The sequence below is a fragment of the Streptococcus sp. M143 genome, assembly GCF_000162495.1.
In the GTDB taxonomy this organism is placed as follows: Bacteria; Bacillota; Bacilli; order Lactobacillales; family Streptococcaceae; genus Streptococcus; species Streptococcus dentisani.
Genome location: NZ_GG730097.1, coordinates 599,305 through 617,546, shown reverse-complemented (window position 1 = coordinate 617,546; position 18,242 = coordinate 599,305). Strand labels below are relative to the sequence as shown.

14 protein-coding genes and 1 other annotated feature are annotated in these 18,242 nt (G+C 41.0%); all 14 genes read left to right on the top strand.

From position 1 onward, the window contains the following. Nucleotides 1-14: 14 nt before the first annotated feature. The 14 genes from tehB (at nt 15) to dnaG (ending at nt 18,241) form a co-directional block, all read left to right on the top strand. Complete coding sequence (tehB, locus tag HMPREF0850_RS09600; RefSeq protein ID WP_000413070.1) at nt 15-875, top strand: SAM-dependent methyltransferase TehB; 861 nt, start codon at nt 15-17, stop codon at nt 873-875. A gap of 177 nt (nt 876-1,052) precedes the next feature. Then, nucleotides 1,053-2,201: a DUF1887 family protein gene (locus HMPREF0850_RS09595; RefSeq protein ID WP_000202645.1), complete on the top strand. Its 1,149-nt coding sequence runs from the start codon at nt 1,053-1,055 to the stop codon at nt 2,199-2,201. A gap of 76 nt (nt 2,202-2,277) precedes the next feature. Continuing rightward, complete coding sequence (locus tag HMPREF0850_RS09590) at nt 2,278-3,234, top strand: competence protein CoiA (protein ID WP_000495883.1); 957 nt, start codon at nt 2,278-2,280, stop codon at nt 3,232-3,234. Nucleotides 3,235-3,252: 18 nt separating this feature from the next. Continuing rightward, a complete protein-coding gene (gene pepF / locus HMPREF0850_RS09585) occupies nt 3,253-5,055 on the top strand; it encodes an oligoendopeptidase F (protein WP_000244102.1) in 1,803 nt (600 codons plus the stop codon). Between the two features lies 1 nt (nt 5,056). After that, nucleotides 5,057-5,770 (top strand): O-methyltransferase, encoded by a 714-nt coding sequence (locus HMPREF0850_RS09580; RefSeq protein WP_009014014.1) that lies wholly within the window; start codon nt 5,057-5,059, stop codon nt 5,768-5,770. Between the two features lie 47 nt (nt 5,771-5,817). Further along, entirely contained in the window at nt 5,818-6,441 is a 624-nt protein-coding gene (locus tag HMPREF0850_RS09575) for a recombinase family protein (protein WP_000081179.1), read from the top strand. A gap of 306 nt (nt 6,442-6,747) precedes the next feature. Next, nucleotides 6,748-7,911: an LPXTG cell wall anchor domain-containing protein gene (locus HMPREF0850_RS12605; RefSeq protein ID WP_000856209.1), complete on the top strand. Its 1,164-nt coding sequence runs from the start codon at nt 6,748-6,750 to the stop codon at nt 7,909-7,911. Between the two features lie 189 nt (nt 7,912-8,100). Beyond that, entirely contained in the window at nt 8,101-9,042 is a 942-nt protein-coding gene (gene prsA, locus HMPREF0850_RS09570; protein ID WP_000727956.1) for a peptidylprolyl isomerase PrsA, read from the top strand. A gap of 189 nt (nt 9,043-9,231) precedes the next feature. Beyond that, entirely contained in the window at nt 9,232-10,455 is a 1,224-nt protein-coding gene (ftsW, locus tag HMPREF0850_RS09565) for a cell division peptidoglycan polymerase FtsW (RefSeq protein WP_000703365.1), read from the top strand. A 23-nt stretch (nt 10,456-10,478) separates the two neighbouring features. Continuing rightward, on the top strand, nt 10,479-13,175 hold the full coding sequence (gene ppc, locus HMPREF0850_RS09560; RefSeq protein ID WP_000058157.1) for a phosphoenolpyruvate carboxylase: 2,697 nt from the start codon (nt 10,479-10,481) through the stop codon (nt 13,173-13,175). A gap of 95 nt (nt 13,176-13,270) precedes the next feature. After that, nucleotides 13,271-13,487, top strand: a binding site (T-box leader). Nucleotides 13,488-13,602: 115 nt separating this feature from the next. Further along, on the top strand, nt 13,603-14,598 hold the full coding sequence (gene trpX, locus HMPREF0850_RS09555; RefSeq protein ID WP_000792174.1) for a tryptophan ABC transporter substrate-binding protein: 996 nt from the start codon (nt 13,603-13,605) through the stop codon (nt 14,596-14,598). A gap of 65 nt (nt 14,599-14,663) precedes the next feature. Further along, entirely contained in the window at nt 14,664-15,530 is an 867-nt protein-coding gene (locus HMPREF0850_RS09550) for an ABC transporter permease (RefSeq protein ID WP_000637260.1), read from the top strand. Further along, on the top strand, nt 15,527-16,285 hold the full coding sequence (locus tag HMPREF0850_RS09545) for an ABC transporter ATP-binding protein (RefSeq protein ID WP_000125419.1): 759 nt from the start codon (nt 15,527-15,529) through the stop codon (nt 16,283-16,285). Before HMPREF0850_RS09550 ends, HMPREF0850_RS09545 begins: the two co-directional genes overlap by 4 nt. Before the next feature lie 195 nt (nt 16,286-16,480). After that, complete coding sequence (gene dnaG, locus HMPREF0850_RS09540; RefSeq protein WP_000227882.1) at nt 16,481-18,241, top strand: DNA primase; 1,761 nt, start codon at nt 16,481-16,483, stop codon at nt 18,239-18,241. The last annotated feature ends 1 nt before the right edge of the window (nt 18,242 follow it).

The following is an 18,242-nucleotide window of genomic DNA, read 5'->3' as shown; positions in this document are numbered from 1 at the left end:
GAAGAGGAAGTAAAATGGAAAAATTAATTGCCTATAAACGGATGCCCTTGTGGAATAAACAGACCATGCCAGAAATTGTCCAGCAGAAACACAATACCAAGGTCGGTACTTGGGGGAAAATTACTGTCTTGAAGGGGGCACTCAAGTTTATTGAGTTGACAGAAGATGGTGAGGTTCTAGCTGAGCACCTCTTTGAGGCAGGAGCTGACAACCCTATGGCGCAACCGCAAGCCTGGCACCGAGTAGAGGCTGCCACTGATGATGTAGAATGGTACTTGGAATTTTATTGTAAACCTGAGGATTATTTCACTAAGAAATACAATACCAATCTTGTTCATTCGGAAGTCTTAGAGGCTATGCAGACGGTGAAACCAGGGAAAGCCTTGGATTTGGGTTGTGGTCAGGGGCGTAACTCTCTCTTCTTAGCACAACAAGGTTTTGATGTGACAGCTGTGGATCAAAATGAATTGTCCCTTGAAATCTTGCAAAGCATTGTGGAGCAAGAGGATCTAGACATGCCTGTCGGTCTTTACGATATCAATTCAGCCAGCATTGGGCAAGCCTATGATTTTATCGTTTCAACAGTTGTTCTGATGTTTCTACAAGCGGACCGCATTCCAGCTATTATTAAAAATATGCAGGAGCACACCACGGTCGGTGGATATAACCTTATCGTCTGTGCTATGGATACGGAGGATTATCCTTGCTCAGTGAACTTCCCATTTACCTTTAAAGAAGGGGAGTTGGCGGACTACTACAAGGATTGGGAATTGGTCAAGTATAATGAAAATCCAGGATATCTGCACCGTCGTGATGAAAATGGCAATCGCATTCAACTACGCTTTGCGACCATGTTAGCCAAAAAAATCAAGTAAATCAAACATATACAAGCGAATAGTAACCTTTAAAAATAGTTTCTATTCGTTTTTATTTGCGTTGGTTGATTGGGGCGAGCAGGATTTTATGCTATACTAGAAGTAGGAAAAGCGAGCAGTAGAAGTGTGTTACTGCCTCTTTCAGCGCAAGAAGTTGTATATGATGGAGGTGATCCAATGACGAGTCTTTTGGTGGAGCTGTATGATCGGCATGTATTGGAAAAGAATGTCTACCAAGCTTTTGTCAGTGATTGTGACGAGATTCTTTTTCTATCTTTGACGAAAATAAGTAATAACGATAAACTTTCACTGCGCCATTTTATCCTGGATGAAGTCCCCCATATCCAACGAGTGACCTTTCGTCAACTATCCTTAGAACAGATGTATGATCAGTTAGATTATTGCCTAGCAGGTTACGACCAAGTCCTTCTCGATGTTTTTGGAGGAGATTCGCTACTAGCTTTATCTCTCTATCAATATGGCTTGGATCGCCACCTCCCCATCGTTGCCATGGATGTCGAGCGGGGCAAACAATACAAGTGGGTGGCTGGTCAGTTGGAAAAAGAAGACTTGGACATTCCAACCCTAAGCATCCAACAGCTGATAGCCTTGCGTGGTGGAAAAATGCTCAAATCAAAACGCCCTATCCACTCGGCTCAACAAATTGCTGCTATCAAAAAATTAGCCAGCTCAGCTATTGCCAATCCCGCACGCTGGTACCAAGTGACCCAATTTTTCTCGCTTGCTAAAACCAATGATCTATATGCTGAGACCGAAAAAATACTGGAAAATAATGGCAAGTATTACCACTATCCAGAATCCGTCATCCCCTTACTAGCGGATGCGGGGATGCTTCGTATTGAAAGTGAGGACAAGGAGCGAGTAAGCTACAGCTTTCCAAGTCAAGAAGCCCAAGTCTTTTGTCGCAACAAAGGGCATATTTTAGAATTGTATCTCTATCTCTTGGCGCTTGAATCTCAGCTGTTTGATGAGTGCATGATAGGCGGTGAAATTGATTGGAATGGCATCTTTCCAGAGGCGGATAATGTTCAAAATGAGATTGATGTCATTCTGAGAAAGGGGCGCTCGATTACCTTTATCTCTTGCAAGATGACGGATTTATCAGTTGAAGCCATCAACGAACTAGAAGTCTACGCCAATCATTTTGCTGGGGAGAGTTGCCTCAAGTTGATTGTTTGTACGGGGAAAATCAATCCTGTTTATGCCAATCGCTGTCAAGAATACGGCGTGCTGGTCATTAGAAGTGAGCAGATTTCCAATCTCATTCCCATGCTAAAAAAATATTCTAAGAGACAAAAAAGATAAGAAATAATATCATCAAAGGCTGGAATTCCAGCCTTTTTTACTTCTTTTTCGAATAAATGAGAAAAGGAGGTAGACCATGTTTGTAGCCAGAGATGCCAAGGGGAATTTGGTGAATGCCCTCGAAAAAGACGTGACTAGGCAAGCTTATACTTGTCCAGCCTGTGGGGGCGGACTACGATTACGCCAAGGACAGAGCATTCGAACGCACTTTGCCCATGAAAGGTTAAGAGATTGTATCGCTATTTTCGAGAATGAAAGTCCAGAACACTTGGGCAACAAAGAGGCCCTTTATCACTGGGCCAAGAAAGACAGTCAGGTCGCCTTAGAATATAGTCTGCCCGAGATTCAGCAGATAGCAGATGTTCTCGTAAATGAGAAATTAGCTCTGGAGGTCCAGTGTAGTCCCTTGTCTCAAAAGCTTTTACGCGATAGAAGTCAAGGATACCGCAGTCAGGGCTATCAGGTTATCTGGCTACTGGGAGAAAAACTCTGGTTAAAAGAGCGATTAACACAATTGCAAAGGGGATTTCTCTATTTTAGTCAAAATATGGGTTTCTATGTTTGGGAACTAGATTTTAAAAAGCAAGTTTTGAGACTCAAATATCTTTTGCATCAGGACCTACGGGGTAAGCTTCATTTTCAGGTCAAGGAATTTCCCTTTGGTCAAGGAAACCTCTTGGAAATTCTACGATTTCCTTATCAAAAACAAAAGCTAGCTAGTTTTTCAGTTTTTCAAGATTCAACTATCTGTCACTATATTCGCCAGCAGTTGTACTACCAAACGCCTTACTGGATGAAAAAACAGGAGGAGGCTTATCAACGAGGAGACAATCTATTAAACCGTCAACTGGACGACTGGTATCCTCAGGTCAGACCAATAGAGTCAGGAAATTTTTGTCAAATTGACCAAGATTTAAGTAGCTATTATAAAGAATTTTTCGCTTACTATCAAAAAAATATAAAAAATAATCGCCAAAAGCTCTATCCACCAGCCTTTTATCACTTATATTTTTCAGAAAATGTGATAAAATAGAAAGGATGGAGGAATCTTATGGTATTACAACGACATGAAATAAATGAAAAAGATACATGGGATCTTTCAACAATCTACCCAACAGACCAGGCTTGGGAAGAAGCCTTGAAAGACTTAACTGAAAAAGTACAAACAGCATCCCAGTATGAGGGACATCTCTTGGACAGCGCAGACAGTTTGCTTGAGATTACAGAATTCTCACTTGACTTGGAACGCCAAGTTGAAAAGCTCTATGTCTATGCACATATGAAAAACGACCAAGATACGCGTGAAGCCAAGTATCAGGAGTACTATGCCAAGGCTATGACCCTCTACAGTCAGTTAGAACAAGCCTTTTCATTCTATGAACCAGAGTTTATGGAGATTAGCCAAGAGCAGTATGTGACCTTCCTAGAAGCTCAACCAAAACTCCAAGTTTACAAACACTTTTTTGACAAGCTATTGCAAAAGAAAGACCATGTTCTTTCGCAACGTGAGGAAGAATTGCTAGCTGGCGCAGGAGAAATCTTTGGTTCTGCTAGTGAAACCTTTGCTATTTTGGACAATGCGGATATTAGCTTCCCATACGTCCTTGATGATGAAGGCAATGAAGTGCAGCTCTCACACGGTACTTATATTCGCTTGATGGAGTCTAAAAACCGAGAAGTCCGTCGTGGCGCCTATGAAGCCCTCTATGCGACTTATGAGCAATACCAGCATACTTACGCTAAGACTTTGCAGACAAATGTTAAGGTGCAAAACTACCGCGCAAAAGTTCGCAACTATAAGAGTGCTCGCCATGCAGCCCTCGCAGCAAACTTTGTTCCAGAAAGTGTCTATGACAATCTAGTAGCGGCAGTTCGCAATCATTTGCCACTCTTGCATCGTTACCTAGAACTTCGTTCTAAAATATTGGGGATTTCTGATCTCAAGATGTACGATGTCTACACACCGCTATCTTCAGTAGAATACAGTTTTGCCTACGAGGAAGCCTTGAAAAAAGCTGAAGAAGCCTTAGCAGTCTTGGGTGAGGATTACTTGAGCCGTGTCAAACGTGCCTTTAGCGAGCGTTGGATTGATGTCTATGAAAATCAAGGCAAGCGTTCTGGTGCCTACTCTGGTGGTTCTTACGATACTAATGCCTTCATGCTTCTCAACTGGCAGGACAATCTAGATAATCTTTTTACCCTTGTTCATGAAACAGGTCACAGTATGCATTCAAGCTATACTCGTGAAACTCAGCCTTATGTTTATGGAGACTATTCAATTTTCTTAGCAGAAATTGCTTCAACGACCAACGAAAATATCTTGACGGAGAAATTACTGGAAGAAGTGGAAGACGATGCAACTCGCTTTGCGATCCTTAATAACTTCCTAGATGGTTTCCGCGGAACAGTCTTCCGCCAAACTCAGTTCGCTGAGTTTGAACACGCTATTCACCAAGCGGATCAAAATGGAGAAGTTTTGACAAGCGATTTCCTAAATAAACTCTACGCAGACTTGAACCAAGAGTATTATGGTTTGAGTAAGGAAGACAATCCTGAAATTCAGTACGAATGGGCGCGCATTCCACACTTCTACTATAACTACTATGTATACCAGTATTCGACTGGTTTTGCAGCAGCCTCAGCCTTGGCTGAGAAGATTGTCCATGGAAGTCAAGAGGATCGTGACCGCTATATCGACTACCTCAAGGCAGGTAAGTCAGACTATCCACTCAATGTCATGAGAAAAGCGGGAGTGGATATGGAGAAGGAAGACTACCTCAACGACGCCTTTGCAGTCTTTGAACGCCGCTTGAATGAGTTTGAAGCCCTTGTTGAAAAATTGGGACTGGCTTAAGATGGTAGAGTCTTATAGTAAAAATGCCAATCACAATATGCGTCGTCCCGTCGTCAAGGAAGAAATCGTAGAGTTCATGCGCCAGCGTCAAAAGCAGGTGACAGGTTCCTTGAAAGAATTGGAGACCTTCGCTCGCAAGGAAAATATTCCCATCATTCCTCATGAAACAGTTGCTTATTTCCGTTTTCTCATGGAAACCATGCAGCCCAAGAACATTTTGGAGATTGGAACGGCAATTGGTTTTTCTGCCCTCCTGATGGCGGAACATGTTCCAAATGCTAAGATTACAACCATCGACCGTAATCCAGAGATGATCGGTTTTGCCAAGGAAAACTTTGCTCAGTTTGACAGGCGCCAGCAAATCACTCTTTTGGAAGGAGATGCTGTAGATGTCTTGTCAACCTTGACTGAAACTTATGACTTTGTCTTTATGGATTCGGCCAAGTCCAAGTACATCATCTTTCTACCAGAAATCCTCAAACACTTGGAAGTTGGTGGAGTAGTAGTTTTGGATGATATTTTCCAAGGAGGCGATGTTGCCAAGGATATCATGGAAGTCCGTCGGGGTCAACGAACCATTTACCGTGGTTTGCAAAGACTGTTCGACGCAACTTTAGATAATCCAGATTTAACAGCGACTCTAGTTCCACTTGGGGACGGCATTCTCATGCTACGAAAGAATGTGGAAAATGTAACTTTACCAGAAATGGAATAATATTAAAAATCGTATAATCCTTCTGTATCAAAAACAGGAGGATTTTTATGTCTCAAAACATCATCAATATTGGCTATGCACGCGTTTCAACCCACAAGCAAGATTTGGGCTTAGAAGTGCAAATCGATGCTCTCAAGCATTGTGACCAGCTTTTTATCGAGCGTGAATCTGGTTCCAACAATGTACGTCCAGAACTCGAAAAGGCCTTAAAATTGGCTCAAACGCTTTCGAAAAAAGGAACGCAAGTCACTTTCACCATCTACAAGCTTGATAGACTTACGCGCTCTATGTTTAAATTGCTAGAACTGATTGAACAATTTAATGATTCGGATATTCAGCTAGTCAGTTTGCATGAAAAGCTGGAAACCGATTCGCTCATTGGTAGGTTACTTTGTATGATTTTAGGATTTGTGTCAGAAAGTGAGCTGGAAAACTTACGATTTCGTACTCGTGAAGGACTTCGTAAAGCTAAGGAAAAAGGTGTCAAACTGGGTGCTAAGCGAATTTCGAAAGAGAAGGAGAAGAGAATTATTCAGCAGTATTTGGCAGGTGGATTAAGCATAAGAAAAATTGCAAAAGCAGAACAAATTTCGACCTCAACTATCTATAAAGTCTTGGAACGAAACAAGGTGGCCAACAATCGCAAAAAAGTTTCGCAAAATTCTTGCTAAAAACAAGACAAAATGCTACAATGAGAGTGTAAATTTGTTTCGATTAACGACCGTTTGGCGAAACATTCAAAATAACAATGTGAATATTTCAGAAAATACGAATTTAACAAGGTTTTGAGCCTGTGTTGGATTTGTATTTTTTTTGTTTTTTAAGTGTATCGTTTAACGGTCGTTATCCGATACACCAAAACCCTTGTCGCCCAAGTGGTTGAGGTGAATTTTACGAAATACTAAAATCAAAAAATTAGGCTTTTTATAGTATTTGCACACCTTAAAAAGTAATTCTACATTCCTAAGGAGGAAATGATGAAAACGAATAAAGTGACCAAACTTGGTATTTCTTTGCTTTCTGTTGCATCTCTTGGTGTTGTTGCGCCAGCTTTGACTGATGTGCCTGTTTTAGGGGCTGCTATTGTAAAGGCTGAAGAACGGCAAGGGCAAATCAAAATCCGCATTAGGTATTTAGATGAGCATAGTAGAGAAATAGCACCTATGTATACTGGGGTCCTAAACCCTGGTGAGTCTGTAAATATCTACAAGGATATTGAAGGGCACCAAGTGGTATCAAATTTTTCCTGGATGCCGGGCTATAACCTAACGTATAATATAGCAAGCAGATTCTTTTACGGTGCTAATGATGGGTATCTGGAAGGATACCTAAGATATAAGAAGTTAGATGCGGATGTCAAGCCTTCAGAAACTCCAAAACCAGAAACTAAACCTTCAGAGACTCCGAAACCAGAAGTAACACCTGAGTCTAAACCATCTGAAGCTCCAAAACCAGAAGTTAAGCCAGAGACCAACCCTTCAGAGACTCCGAAACCAGAAGTGACACCTGAGACTAAACCATCTGAAACTCCAAAACCAGAAGTGAAACCGGAAACTAAACCTTCTGATACGCCAAAACCAGAAGTAAAACCAGAGACTAAACCATCTGAAACTCCAAAACCAGAAGTAAAACCGGAAACTAAACCTTCAGAGGCTTCAAAACCAGAAGTAAAACCAGAAACTAAACCTTCAGAGACTTCAAAACCAGAAGTTAAACCGGAAACTAAACCTTCTGATACACCAAAACCAGGAGTTAAGCCGGAAACTAAGCCTTCAGAAACTCCAAAACCAGAAGTGAAACCGGCAACTAAACCTTCAGAAACTCCGAAACCAGAGGTGAAACCGGAAACTAAACCTTCAGAGGCTTCAAAACCAGAAGTAAAACCAGAAACTAAACCTTCAGAGACTTCAAAACCAGAAGTAAAACCGGAAACTAAACCACAAACTAATTCGAATACTGCTCCACAAGCTCCTGTAAAACCTGTTGGGCAAGATTCAAACACTAAAGCTGACAAACCTGTTTCGAAACCAGAAACTACAGCCCTACCAAACACTGGCGAACAAAATTCAATTCTTGGATTTGCAGGCTTTCTCCTTGCAAGTCTTGGTCTAGCAGGCTTGACCTACAAAGGACGTCACTAAAAAATAATATAAGATAAACAAAGAACTTGAACCGTTGTTCAGGTTCTTTTTGGAATGAAAAAAATTGAATCGTTAAAAATTTAAAAGCTACTATTTTTAGTCTTATTTAAGTTATCTGCTATAAAATATGGTATAATGATTGAGTTGGTCTAGAGAAATTTTTGACCGTTTTTAGAAAAAGGAGTAAACATGAAGAAAAAACTATTGGCAGGAGCCATTACCTTATTATCTGTAGCGACTTTGGCTGCTTGTTCAAAAAGTTCTGAAGGGGCTGACCTCATCAGCATGAAGGGTGATGTCGTCACTGAACACCAATTTTATGAACAAGTCAAAAACAATCCAACTGCGCAACAAGTCTTGCTTAATATGACCATCCAAAAAGTATTTGAAAAACAATATGGTTCAGAAGTGACTGACAAAGAGGTGGATGATGCCGTTGCTGAGGAACAAAAGAAATACGGCGATAGCTACAACAGCGTACTTCAACGTGCGGGTATGACTCCTGAGACTCGTAAAGCTCAAATTCGCACCAGCAAATTAGTTGAATTGGCAGTTAAGAAAGCAGCAGAAAATGAACTGACTGACGAAGCTTACCAAAAGGCTTTTGAAGCTTACACACCCGATGTGACAGCACAAATCATCCGTATGGATAATGAAGACAAGGCAAAAGAAGTGCTCGAAAAAGCAAAAGCTGAGGGAGCTGATTTTGCTCAGTTGGCAAAAGACAATTCAAATGATGACAAGACAAAAGAAAATGGTGGCGAAATCACTTTTGACTCAGCTTCTACAGAACTTCCAGAACAAGTCAAGAAGGCAGCCTTTGCCTTGGATGTGAATGGTATCTCTGATGTTATCACAGCGACTGGAACACAAGCCTACAGTACCCAATACTACATTATTAAGCTAACCAAGAAAACAGAAAAATCATCAAACCTAGATGATTACAAAGAAAAATTGAAAACAGTCATTTTGACGCAGAAACAAAACGATTCATCTTTCGTTCAGAGCGTTATCGGAAAAGAATTCCAAGCTGCAAATATTAAAGTGAAAGATCCTGTTTTCCAAAATATCTTTGCCCAATACGTTGGTGGTGCAGACTCAAACTCAAGCAGTAGCTCATCAGCAGAATAAAAAAGAAAATACAAACTTTGTCTTGAAGTTTGTATTTTTTAGTAATCAGTTTCGGCCAAATAGCAAAATTCGAAGGATTGGAGGATAAGAGTTTTTTTCTTTCTGAAAAAATGGTATAATAGCAATCAAAACTAGAAAATAAAACGGAATTAGGAACAGTTTTCTCTGTTTCTATTAGAGTGGTGACATATGAAAATTAGTAAAAGGCACCTATTGAACTATTCCATTTTGATTCCTTACCTCCTTTTATCGATTTTGGGTCTAATTGTTGTTTACTCAACTACGAGTGCTACCTTGATCCAAGAAGGGAAAAGTGCTCTTCAGTTAGCTCGGAACCAAGGAATGTTTTGGGTAGTTAGTTTGGTTTTGATTGCCTTAATTTATAAACTGAAACTTGGTTTTTTAAGAAATGAACGCTTGATTTTTATCGTTATGTTTGTAGAGATGATTCTCCTAGCTTTGGCTCGGCTAATTGGAACCCCAGTCAATGGTGCCTACGGTTGGATTTCTGTAGGACCTGTAACGATTCAGCCTGCTGAATATCTTAAGATTATCATTATTTGGTACCTAGCCCATCGATTCTCAAAACAGCAAGATGAGATAGCTGTTTACGATTTCCAAGTCTTGACTCAGAATCAGTGGTTACCTCGAGCTTTTAACGACTGGCGTTTCGTTTTACTGGTTTTGATTGGTAGTTTGGGAATTTTCCCTGACTTGGGAAATGCGACCATTCTGGTCTTGGTGTCACTGCTTATGTACACAGTTAGTGGAATTGCCTATCGTTGGTTCTCGACTATTCTAACTCTCTTAGCAGGAAGTTCCATTTTAGTCTTGTCTGTCATTCGTCTTGTTGGCGTTGAGAAGTTTTCTCAAATTCCTGTATTTGGTTACGTTGCTAAACGTTTTAGTGCCTTCTTTAATCCCTTTAATGACTTGGCGGGTGCAGGACACCAGCTCGCAAATTCCTACTATGCAATGGTAAATGGTGGCTGGTTTGGACTTGGATTAGGAAATTCCATCGAAAAGCGTGGTTATTTGCCAGAAGCCCACACAGATTTCGTCTTTTCAATTGTCATCGAGGAATTTGGATTTGTAGGAGCGGGTATGATTTTGGCACTCCTCTTCTTCTTGATTTTGAGAATCATCCTAGTCGGTATTCGAGCTAAGGATCCCTTTAACTCCATGGTTGCTATCGGTGTCGGGGGGATGATCCTTGTTCAGGTCTTTGTCAATATCGGTGGAATTTCCGGTTTGATTCCTTCTACAGGGGTAACCTTCCCCTTCCTTTCACAAGGGGGGAATAGTCTCCTAGTCTTATCTGTAGCCATTGCCTTTGTACTAAATATCGATGCCAGCGAAAAACGTGCCAAACTTATCAGAGAATATGAAGGTCAAACTTCTGTTGCTCTATAAGGATTGAATGGAAAGGAAAGTTTATGTCACTTCAAAAATTAGAAAACTATAGCAATAAAGCAGTCGTCCAAGAAGAAGTCTTGATTTTGACAGAGCTATTAGAAGACATCACAAAAAATATGCTTGCGCCTGAGACTTTTGATAAAATCATGCAGTTGAAGGATTTGTCTACAAGCGAAAACTATCAAGGACTCAATAAATTGGTGACCAGCCTTTCAAACGAGGAAATGATCTATATTTCTCGCTATTTCTCAATCCTTCCACTCTTGATCAATATTTCTGAAGATGTGGATTTGGCTTATGAGATCAATCATCAAAATAATGTGGACCAAGACTATCTAGGAAAACTGTCAACAACCATTAAGATGGTGGCTGAAAAAGAAAATGCGGCTGCAATTTTGGAGCAGCTGAATGTGGTTCCAGTTTTGACGGCCCATCCAACACAAGTACAACGTAAGAGTATGCTGGACTTGACCAACCATATCCACACTCTCTTACGTAAGTACCGTGATGTCAAACTCGGCTTGATTAATAAAGAAAAATGGCACATGGATCTCCGTCGTTACATTGAAATTATCATGCAAACCGACATGATTCGTGAGAAGAAATTGAAAGTAACCAACGAAATCACAAATGTGATGGAGTACTACCAAAGTTCTTTCCTGAATGCTGTGCCACGTTTGACAGCTGAGTATAAGAAACTAGCTAAGGAACAAGGTATCGAGCTTGAGCATCCAAAACCAATTACAATGGGGATGTGGATCGGAGGAGACCGTGATGGAAATCCTTTCGTAACAGCGGAAACCCTAAACAAATCAGCCTTGACTCAGTGCAAAGTCATCATGAACTACTACGATGAAAAGATTTACAATCTTTATCGTGAATTTTCACTTTCAACCAGCATCGTAAATGTCAGCGACAAGGTCCGTGAGATGGCGCTGAAGTCTCAGGACAACTCGATTTATCGTGAAAAAGAACTCTATCGTAGAGCACTCTTTGACATCCAAGCTAAGATGCAGGCAACCAAGGCTTATTTGATTGAAGATAAGGATATTCAACCTAGGTATGCTACTGCAGATGAATTCTATCAAGACTTATTGGCCATCCGAGATTCTCTCCTCGAGAACAAAGGTGAATACCTGATTTCAGGAGAATTTGTCGAGTTGATGCAGGCAGTTGAAATCTTTGGTTTTTACCTTGCTTCTATCGATATGCGCCAAGACTCTAGTGTTCATGAAGCCTGTGTGGCAGAATTGCTAGCATCTGCTGGCATTAACGACCATTATAGCGACCTTTCTGAAGACGAAAAATGTACCCTCCTCTTAAAAGAGTTGGAAGAAGATCCTCGTATCCTCTCAGCCACTCATGCTGAAAAGTCAGAACTGCTTGAGAAAGAACTATCTATCTTTAAAGCCGCTCGCAAGTTGAAGGATAAATTAGGTGAAAACGTCATCCGTCAAACCATCATCTCTCACGCAACAAGTGTATCCGATATGCTAGAACTTGCAATTATGCTTAAGGAAGTCGGCTTGGTAGATGCTCAAAAAGCCCGCGTTCAGATTGTTCCTCTCTTTGAAACGATCGAAGACTTGGATCACTCAGAAGAAACCATGAGAAGATATTTCTCTCTTCCTTTGGCTAAAAAATGGATTGCTTCAAAGGACAACTACCAAGAAATCATGCTAGGCTACTCTGATAGTAATAAGGACGGTGGTTACCTGTCATCATGTTGGACTCTATATAAAGCGCAACAGCAACTGACTGCTATCGGTGACGAATTTGGTGTTAAAGTTACCTTCTTCCATGGTCGTGGTGGTACTGTGGGTCGTGGTGGTGGACCAACTTATGAAGCTATCACATCCCAACCACTCAAGTCTATTAAGGACCGCATCCGTCTGACTGAGCAGGGAGAAGTGATTGGAAACAAATACGGTAACAAAGACGCTGCCTATTATAACCTTGAGATGTTGGTTTCTGCAGCTATTAACCGTATGATTACCAAGAAGAAGAGTGATACTAACACATCAAATCGTTATGAAGCTATCATGGATCAAGTAGTGGACCGCAGCTACGATATCTACCGTGATTTGGTCTTTGGAAATGAACATTTCTATGACTATTTCTTTGAATCAAGCCCAATCAAAGCTATTTCAAGCTTCAACATCGGTTCGCGTCCAGCAGCTCGTAAGACCATCACTGAAATCGGCGGTTTGCGTGCTATCCCTTGGGTCTTCTCATGGTCACAAAGTCGTGTCATGTTCCCTGGCTGGTACGGAGTGGGATCAAGCTTTAAAGAATTTATTGATCAAGATCCAAAGAATATTGAGATTCTCCGTGACATGTACCAAAACTGGCCTTTCTTCCAATCTTTGCTTTCCAATGTAGACATGGTCTTATCTAAGTCTAACATGAACATTGCCTTCGAATATGCCAAGCTTTGTGAAGATGAAGAAGTGCAAGCCATCTATTACACTATTTTAGATGAATGGCAATTGACCAAGAACGTTATTCTAGCTATTGAAGGCTATGACGAACTCTTGGCTGAAAACTCTTACCTAAAAGACAGTCTAAACTATCGTATGCCTTACTTTAATATCCTTAACTACATCCAGTTGGAGTTGATCAAACGCCAACGTCGTGGGGAATTGTCAGCAGACGAAGAAAAACTGATCCACACAACTATCAACGGAATTGCAACCGGTTTGCGTAATTCAGGCTGATATTTTCTAAACTTCCTCTTTTTCTAGGGGAAGTTTTTGAATAGTTTAAAAAATTCTAAAAATAGTCTTGACAAGTAATTGAAAAATGATATAATTTAAACATTCAGAAAGTAATCATGCTCATTTTTTAGAGAATCTGTGGTTGGTGGAAACAGATAAATGAAAGTGATGAAAATTGGGCTGAATGTACTTAAGAATTTGAAATCATAAAAATTCGGTGAGCACACCTTACAGTGCAACTCGTTATTGCGAGAAAGAGCGATAGGGATATTCCCTATAATTGAGGTGGCACCGCGCATCGACGTCCTCACACAAGTTTTTTGTGTGAGGCCTTTTTTGTTGGAGGAGACTTATGGAATTTAAACGATGGCGTCGCTTGTTTTGAGTGAAAAGAGTATAGTACAAGTGATTTAAAAGGAGAAAAAATATGAAAAATAAACGTTTAATTGGAATTATCGCTGGATTAGCAGTATTGGTAGTGGCTAGTTTGATCTATTCATCTATGAACAAGCCAGCAGCTAAGGAAGAGCAAAAGGTTGCTAAGGTTGGTGTCCTTCAATTTGTTAGCCACCCTTCCTTGGACTTGATTTACCAAGGGATTCAAGATGGACTAGCTGAAGAAGGTTATAAAGGTGACCAAGTAAAAATCGACTTTATGAACTCTGAAGGGGATCAGAGCAAGGTTGCAACCATGAGTAAACAATTGGTAGCAAATGGAAACGATGTTGTTGTTGGGATTGCGACACCAGCGGCTCAAGGACTCGCTAGTGCTACGAAAGACCTACCAGTTATCATGGCTGCTATTACAGACCCAATCGGTGCTAACTTGGTCAAAGACTTGAAAAAACCAGGTGGTAACATCACGGGGGTATCAGACCACAACCCAGCTGAGCAGCAAGTGGAATTGATTAAAACTTTGACACCAAATGTCAAAACAATCGGTGCCCTCTACTCAAGTAGCGAAGATAACTCAAAAACACAGGTAGAAGAATTCAAGGCTTATGCTGAAAAAGCAGGTTTGACAGTCGAAAACTTTGCAGTTCCATCAACAAATGAAATTGCTTCAACAGTCAATGTCATGACAAGCAAGGTAGATGCAATCTGGGTTCCAATTGACAACACCATTGCATCCGCATTCTCAACAGTTGTTTCAAGTAACCAAACAGCTAAAAAGCCAATCTATCCAAGTGCCACTGCTATGGTAGAAGCAGGAGGATTAGCATCTGTAGTAGTTGACCAACACGATCTTGGAGTGGCTACTGGTAAAATGATTGCCAAAGTTTTGAAAGGTGAAAAACCAGCTGATACCCCAGTTAATGTCTTTTCAACTGGTAAATCAGTCATCAACAAAAAACTAGCGCAGGAACTTGGTATCACCATTCCTGAGTCTGTTCTAAAAGAAGCAGGACAAGTGATTGAATAAAGATAAAGGAGGAGCTGGACACATCTCCTCCCATTTTTACTAAAGAAAGAAATGAGTGAAAGATTATGATAGTATCCATTATTTCTCAGGGGATGGTCTGGGCGATTTTAGGTTTGGGAATCTTTATGACTTTTCGAATTTTGAATTTCCCTGATATGACTACTGAAGGTTCTTTTCCTCTTGGGGGAGCAGTAGCTGTAACCTTGATAACACAGGGAGTCACCCCATTTTTAGCAACCCTAGCCGCAGTAGGAGCGGGCTGTCTAGCTGGAATGGCGACAGGTCTCTTATATACCAAAGGAAAAATCCCAACCCTTTTATCAGGAATTTTGGTGATGACTTCTTGCCATTCCATCATGCTCATGATTATGGGACGTGCCAATCTGGGGCTTCTTGGAACCAAGCAAATTCAGGATGTCTTGCCTTTTGATTCGGACCTTAACCAACTCCTGACTGGATTAATCTTTGTAGCTCTTGTTATTGGCCTTATGCTCTTTTTCCTTGATACCAAACTAGGTCAGGCCTACATCGCTACAGGTGACAATCCTGATATGGCTCGTAGCTTTGGTATCAATACGGGTCGTATGGAACTCATGGGTTTGGTTCTCTCAAATGGGATTATCGCGCTTGCAGGGGCCTTAATTGCTCAACAAGAAGGATACGCGGATGTTTCTCGAGGAATCGGGGTGATTGTCGTAGGGCTTGCTAGCTTGATTATTGGTGAGGTATTGTTCAAGAGTTTGACCTTGGCAGAGAGACTTATGACCATCGTTGTAGGCTCTATCGCTTATCAGTTCCTCGTCTGGGGAGTGATTGCTCTTGGGTTTAATACAAGTTATCTTCGTTTGTACAGCGCCTTGATTTTGGCAGTTTGCCTTATGATTCCAACCTTTAAAGACAAATACCTGAAAGGAGTCAAGTTCAGCAAATGACAGCAATTGTAGAATTAAAAAATGCTACCAAAGTCATCACGAATGGCTTTGATGAGGAAAAAATCATTCTGAATGATGTTTCTCTTGAAATTTTCGAGCATGATTTCATTACTATTCTAGGTGGAAATGGAGCAGGGAAGTCAACGCTTTTTAACACTATTGCAGGTACCTTACCTTTAACAAGTGGAAGTATTCGTATCATGGGCGAGGACGTGACGCATTTTTCACCTGAAAAGCGGGCTAAGTATTTGTCTCGTGTCTTTCAGGATCCTAAGATGGGTACGGCTCCCCGTATGACAGTGGCGGAAAATCTCTTAATTGCAAAGTTTCGTGGTGAGAAGAGAGGACTCCTTCCTAGGAGACTTTCAAGTCACCGGGAGGAGTTTCAGGCTACCATTGAAAAAGTGGGAAATGGTCTTGAAAAGCATCTAGATACTCCGATTGAGTTTCTATCAGGTGGACAACGTCAGGCCTTGAGTCTCTTGATGGCAACTTTGAAGCGACCAGAGTTGCTCTTGTTGGATGAACACACAGCAGCTCTTGACCCAAAAACAAGTGTGGCCTTGATGGAACTAACAGATGACTTTGTCAGCAAGGATCATCTGACAGCCTTGATGATTACCCACCATATGGAAGATGCACTGAAGTATGGCAATCGTCTGATTGTCATGAAGGAAGGTCGTATCATCCAAGACCTCAATAAAGAAGAAAAAGCTAAGATGAAAATCTCAGACTACTATCAATTATTTGAATAGATGAGTTAAATTATCATCAAAAATAGTGAAGAAAAACTTAGAATCCTGAAAGTGTTTCTGAGTTTTTTATCTCCTCTTTCTATATAGAAGAATAAGGCAAAGAGAATTACGGAAAGCGTATGAAATGGTTTACTTTTTTTCAGAAATAAGCTATACTAGTTTACGTGAAACTATGATAAGATGGAGGTATTGTGTATGGTTGACAAGCAAGTCATTGAAGAAATCAAAAACAATGCCAACATTGTGGAAGTCATAGGTGATGTGATTTCTTTACAGAAGGCTGGACGGAACTATTTAGGGCTCTGTCCTTTTCATGGTGAAAAGACCCCCTCTTTCAACGTTGTGGAAGACAAGCAGTTTTATCACTGTTTTGGATGTGGTCGTTCAGGAGATGTCTTTAAGTTCATCGAAGAATACCAAGGCGTGTCCTTCATGGAAGCCGTTCAGCTCTTAGGAGAGCGTGTCGGTATTCAACTAGCTATGCCTGTCCAGTCTCGTCCTCAACAAGCTTCCCCTCATCAAGCTCTATATGATATGCATGAAGAAGCTGCCCGTTTTTATCATGCAATCCTCATGACGACTAAGATGGGAGAAGAAGCAAGGGCTTATCTATACGAACGTGGATTGACAGACGATGTTTTGAAGCATTTCCAGATTGGACTGGCTCCAGCAGAGAGAACCTATCTCTATCAACGTTTAGCTGACAAGTTTGAGGAAAAGGATTTATTGGACTCGGGCTTGTTTTACCTGTCAGATGGCAATCAGTTTTATGATACTTTTTTTGGACGGATCATCTTTCCTTTGACCAATGACAAGGGACAGGTTATTGCCTTTTCAGGTCGTATTTGGCAAGAAGCAGATAATCAGACTGCCAAGTATAAAAATAGTCGTTCAACTGCAATTTTTAACAAGAGTTACGAATTGTATCATTTGGACAAGGCAAAAAAGGGAACAGGTAAGATTACAGAGCTCTATCTGATGGAAGGCTTCATGGATGTGATTGCAGCCTACCGTGCTGGTATAGAAAATGCTGTTGCTTCCATGGGAACAGCCTTGAGCAAGGAGCATGTTGACCACCTCAAACGCTTTACTAAAAAGATTGTTCTCAGCTATGATGGCGATAAGGCAGGACAGGCAGCAACAGCCAAGGCTCTAGAGGAGTTAAAAGACTTTTCAGTGGAGGTTGTTCGAGTACCTGATGCCATGGATCCAGATGAGTATCTGCAAAAGAATTCTGCTGAAGACCTGGCTTACCTTTTAACCAAGACTCGGATCAGTCCTATAGAGTTCTTTATTCACCAGCTCAAGCCAGAAAATAGTGATAACTTGCAGGCGCAAATCGAGTTCATTGAAAAGATTGCGCCCTTAATCGCCAAAGAAAAGTCGATCACTGCCCAGAATTCTTATATCCACATTCTGGCGGATAATCTACCTTCCTTTGATTACCAACAGGTGGAGCAGATTGTAAATGAAAGTCGCATTGTTCAGAGGCAGGAAAGAGTTAAAGAGGAGCAACCTCCAGCAGCGATTAGTTTACCTGTAACGCGACAACTGACAGCAGTCATGAGAGCAGAGGCTCATCTCCTCTATAGGATGGCTGAGAATCCAGTTGTGTTAAATGACTACCGATTAAGAGAAGATTTTTTCTTTGATACCCCAGAATTTCAGATTCTTTACGAATTATTAAGTGTAGAGGGAGAAATCGGCTCAGAGGAGCTTTCTCATCAGACGCCTGAGGTTGAAAATGCTTGGTACCACGTGCTTAGTCTGGATTTGCCAGCTGAGATGTCGCCTCAAGAGCTAGCGGAAGTCGAAGCGACTCGAAACCGTGCCCTCCTCAGCAAGGACAACTTAAGAATTAAAAAGAAAGTGCAGGAAGCTAGTCATGTAGGAGATACAGACACAGCCTTGGAAGAATTGCAACGATTGATTTCCCAAAAGAGAAGAATGGAGTAAT

What these genes read in the sequence shown, in the direction of transcription:
- tehB (WP_000413070.1), top strand. Translation starts at nt 15, where the DNA reads ATGGAAAAATTAATTGCCTATAAACGGATGCCCTTGTGGAATAAACAG.
- HMPREF0850_RS09595 (WP_000202645.1), top strand. Translation starts at nt 1,053, where the DNA reads ATGACGAGTCTTTTGGTGGAGCTGTATGATCGGCATGTATTGGAAAAG.
- HMPREF0850_RS09590 (WP_000495883.1), top strand. Translation starts at nt 2,278, where the DNA reads ATGTTTGTAGCCAGAGATGCCAAGGGGAATTTGGTGAATGCCCTCGAA.
- pepF (WP_000244102.1), top strand. Translation starts at nt 3,253, where the DNA reads ATGGTATTACAACGACATGAAATAAATGAAAAAGATACATGGGATCTT.
- HMPREF0850_RS09580 (WP_009014014.1), top strand. Translation starts at nt 5,057, where the DNA reads ATGGTAGAGTCTTATAGTAAAAATGCCAATCACAATATGCGTCGTCCC.
- HMPREF0850_RS09575 (WP_000081179.1), top strand. Translation starts at nt 5,818, where the DNA reads ATGTCTCAAAACATCATCAATATTGGCTATGCACGCGTTTCAACCCAC.
- HMPREF0850_RS12605 (WP_000856209.1), top strand. Translation starts at nt 6,748, where the DNA reads ATGAAAACGAATAAAGTGACCAAACTTGGTATTTCTTTGCTTTCTGTT.
- prsA (WP_000727956.1), top strand. Translation starts at nt 8,101, where the DNA reads ATGAAGAAAAAACTATTGGCAGGAGCCATTACCTTATTATCTGTAGCG.
- ftsW (WP_000703365.1), top strand. Translation starts at nt 9,232, where the DNA reads ATGAAAATTAGTAAAAGGCACCTATTGAACTATTCCATTTTGATTCCT.
- ppc (WP_000058157.1), top strand. Translation starts at nt 10,479, where the DNA reads ATGTCACTTCAAAAATTAGAAAACTATAGCAATAAAGCAGTCGTCCAA.
- trpX (WP_000792174.1), top strand. Translation starts at nt 13,603, where the DNA reads ATGAAAAATAAACGTTTAATTGGAATTATCGCTGGATTAGCAGTATTG.
- HMPREF0850_RS09550 (WP_000637260.1), top strand. Translation starts at nt 14,664, where the DNA reads ATGATAGTATCCATTATTTCTCAGGGGATGGTCTGGGCGATTTTAGGT.
- HMPREF0850_RS09545 (WP_000125419.1), top strand. Translation starts at nt 15,527, where the DNA reads ATGACAGCAATTGTAGAATTAAAAAATGCTACCAAAGTCATCACGAAT.
- dnaG (WP_000227882.1), top strand. Translation starts at nt 16,481, where the DNA reads ATGGTTGACAAGCAAGTCATTGAAGAAATCAAAAACAATGCCAACATT.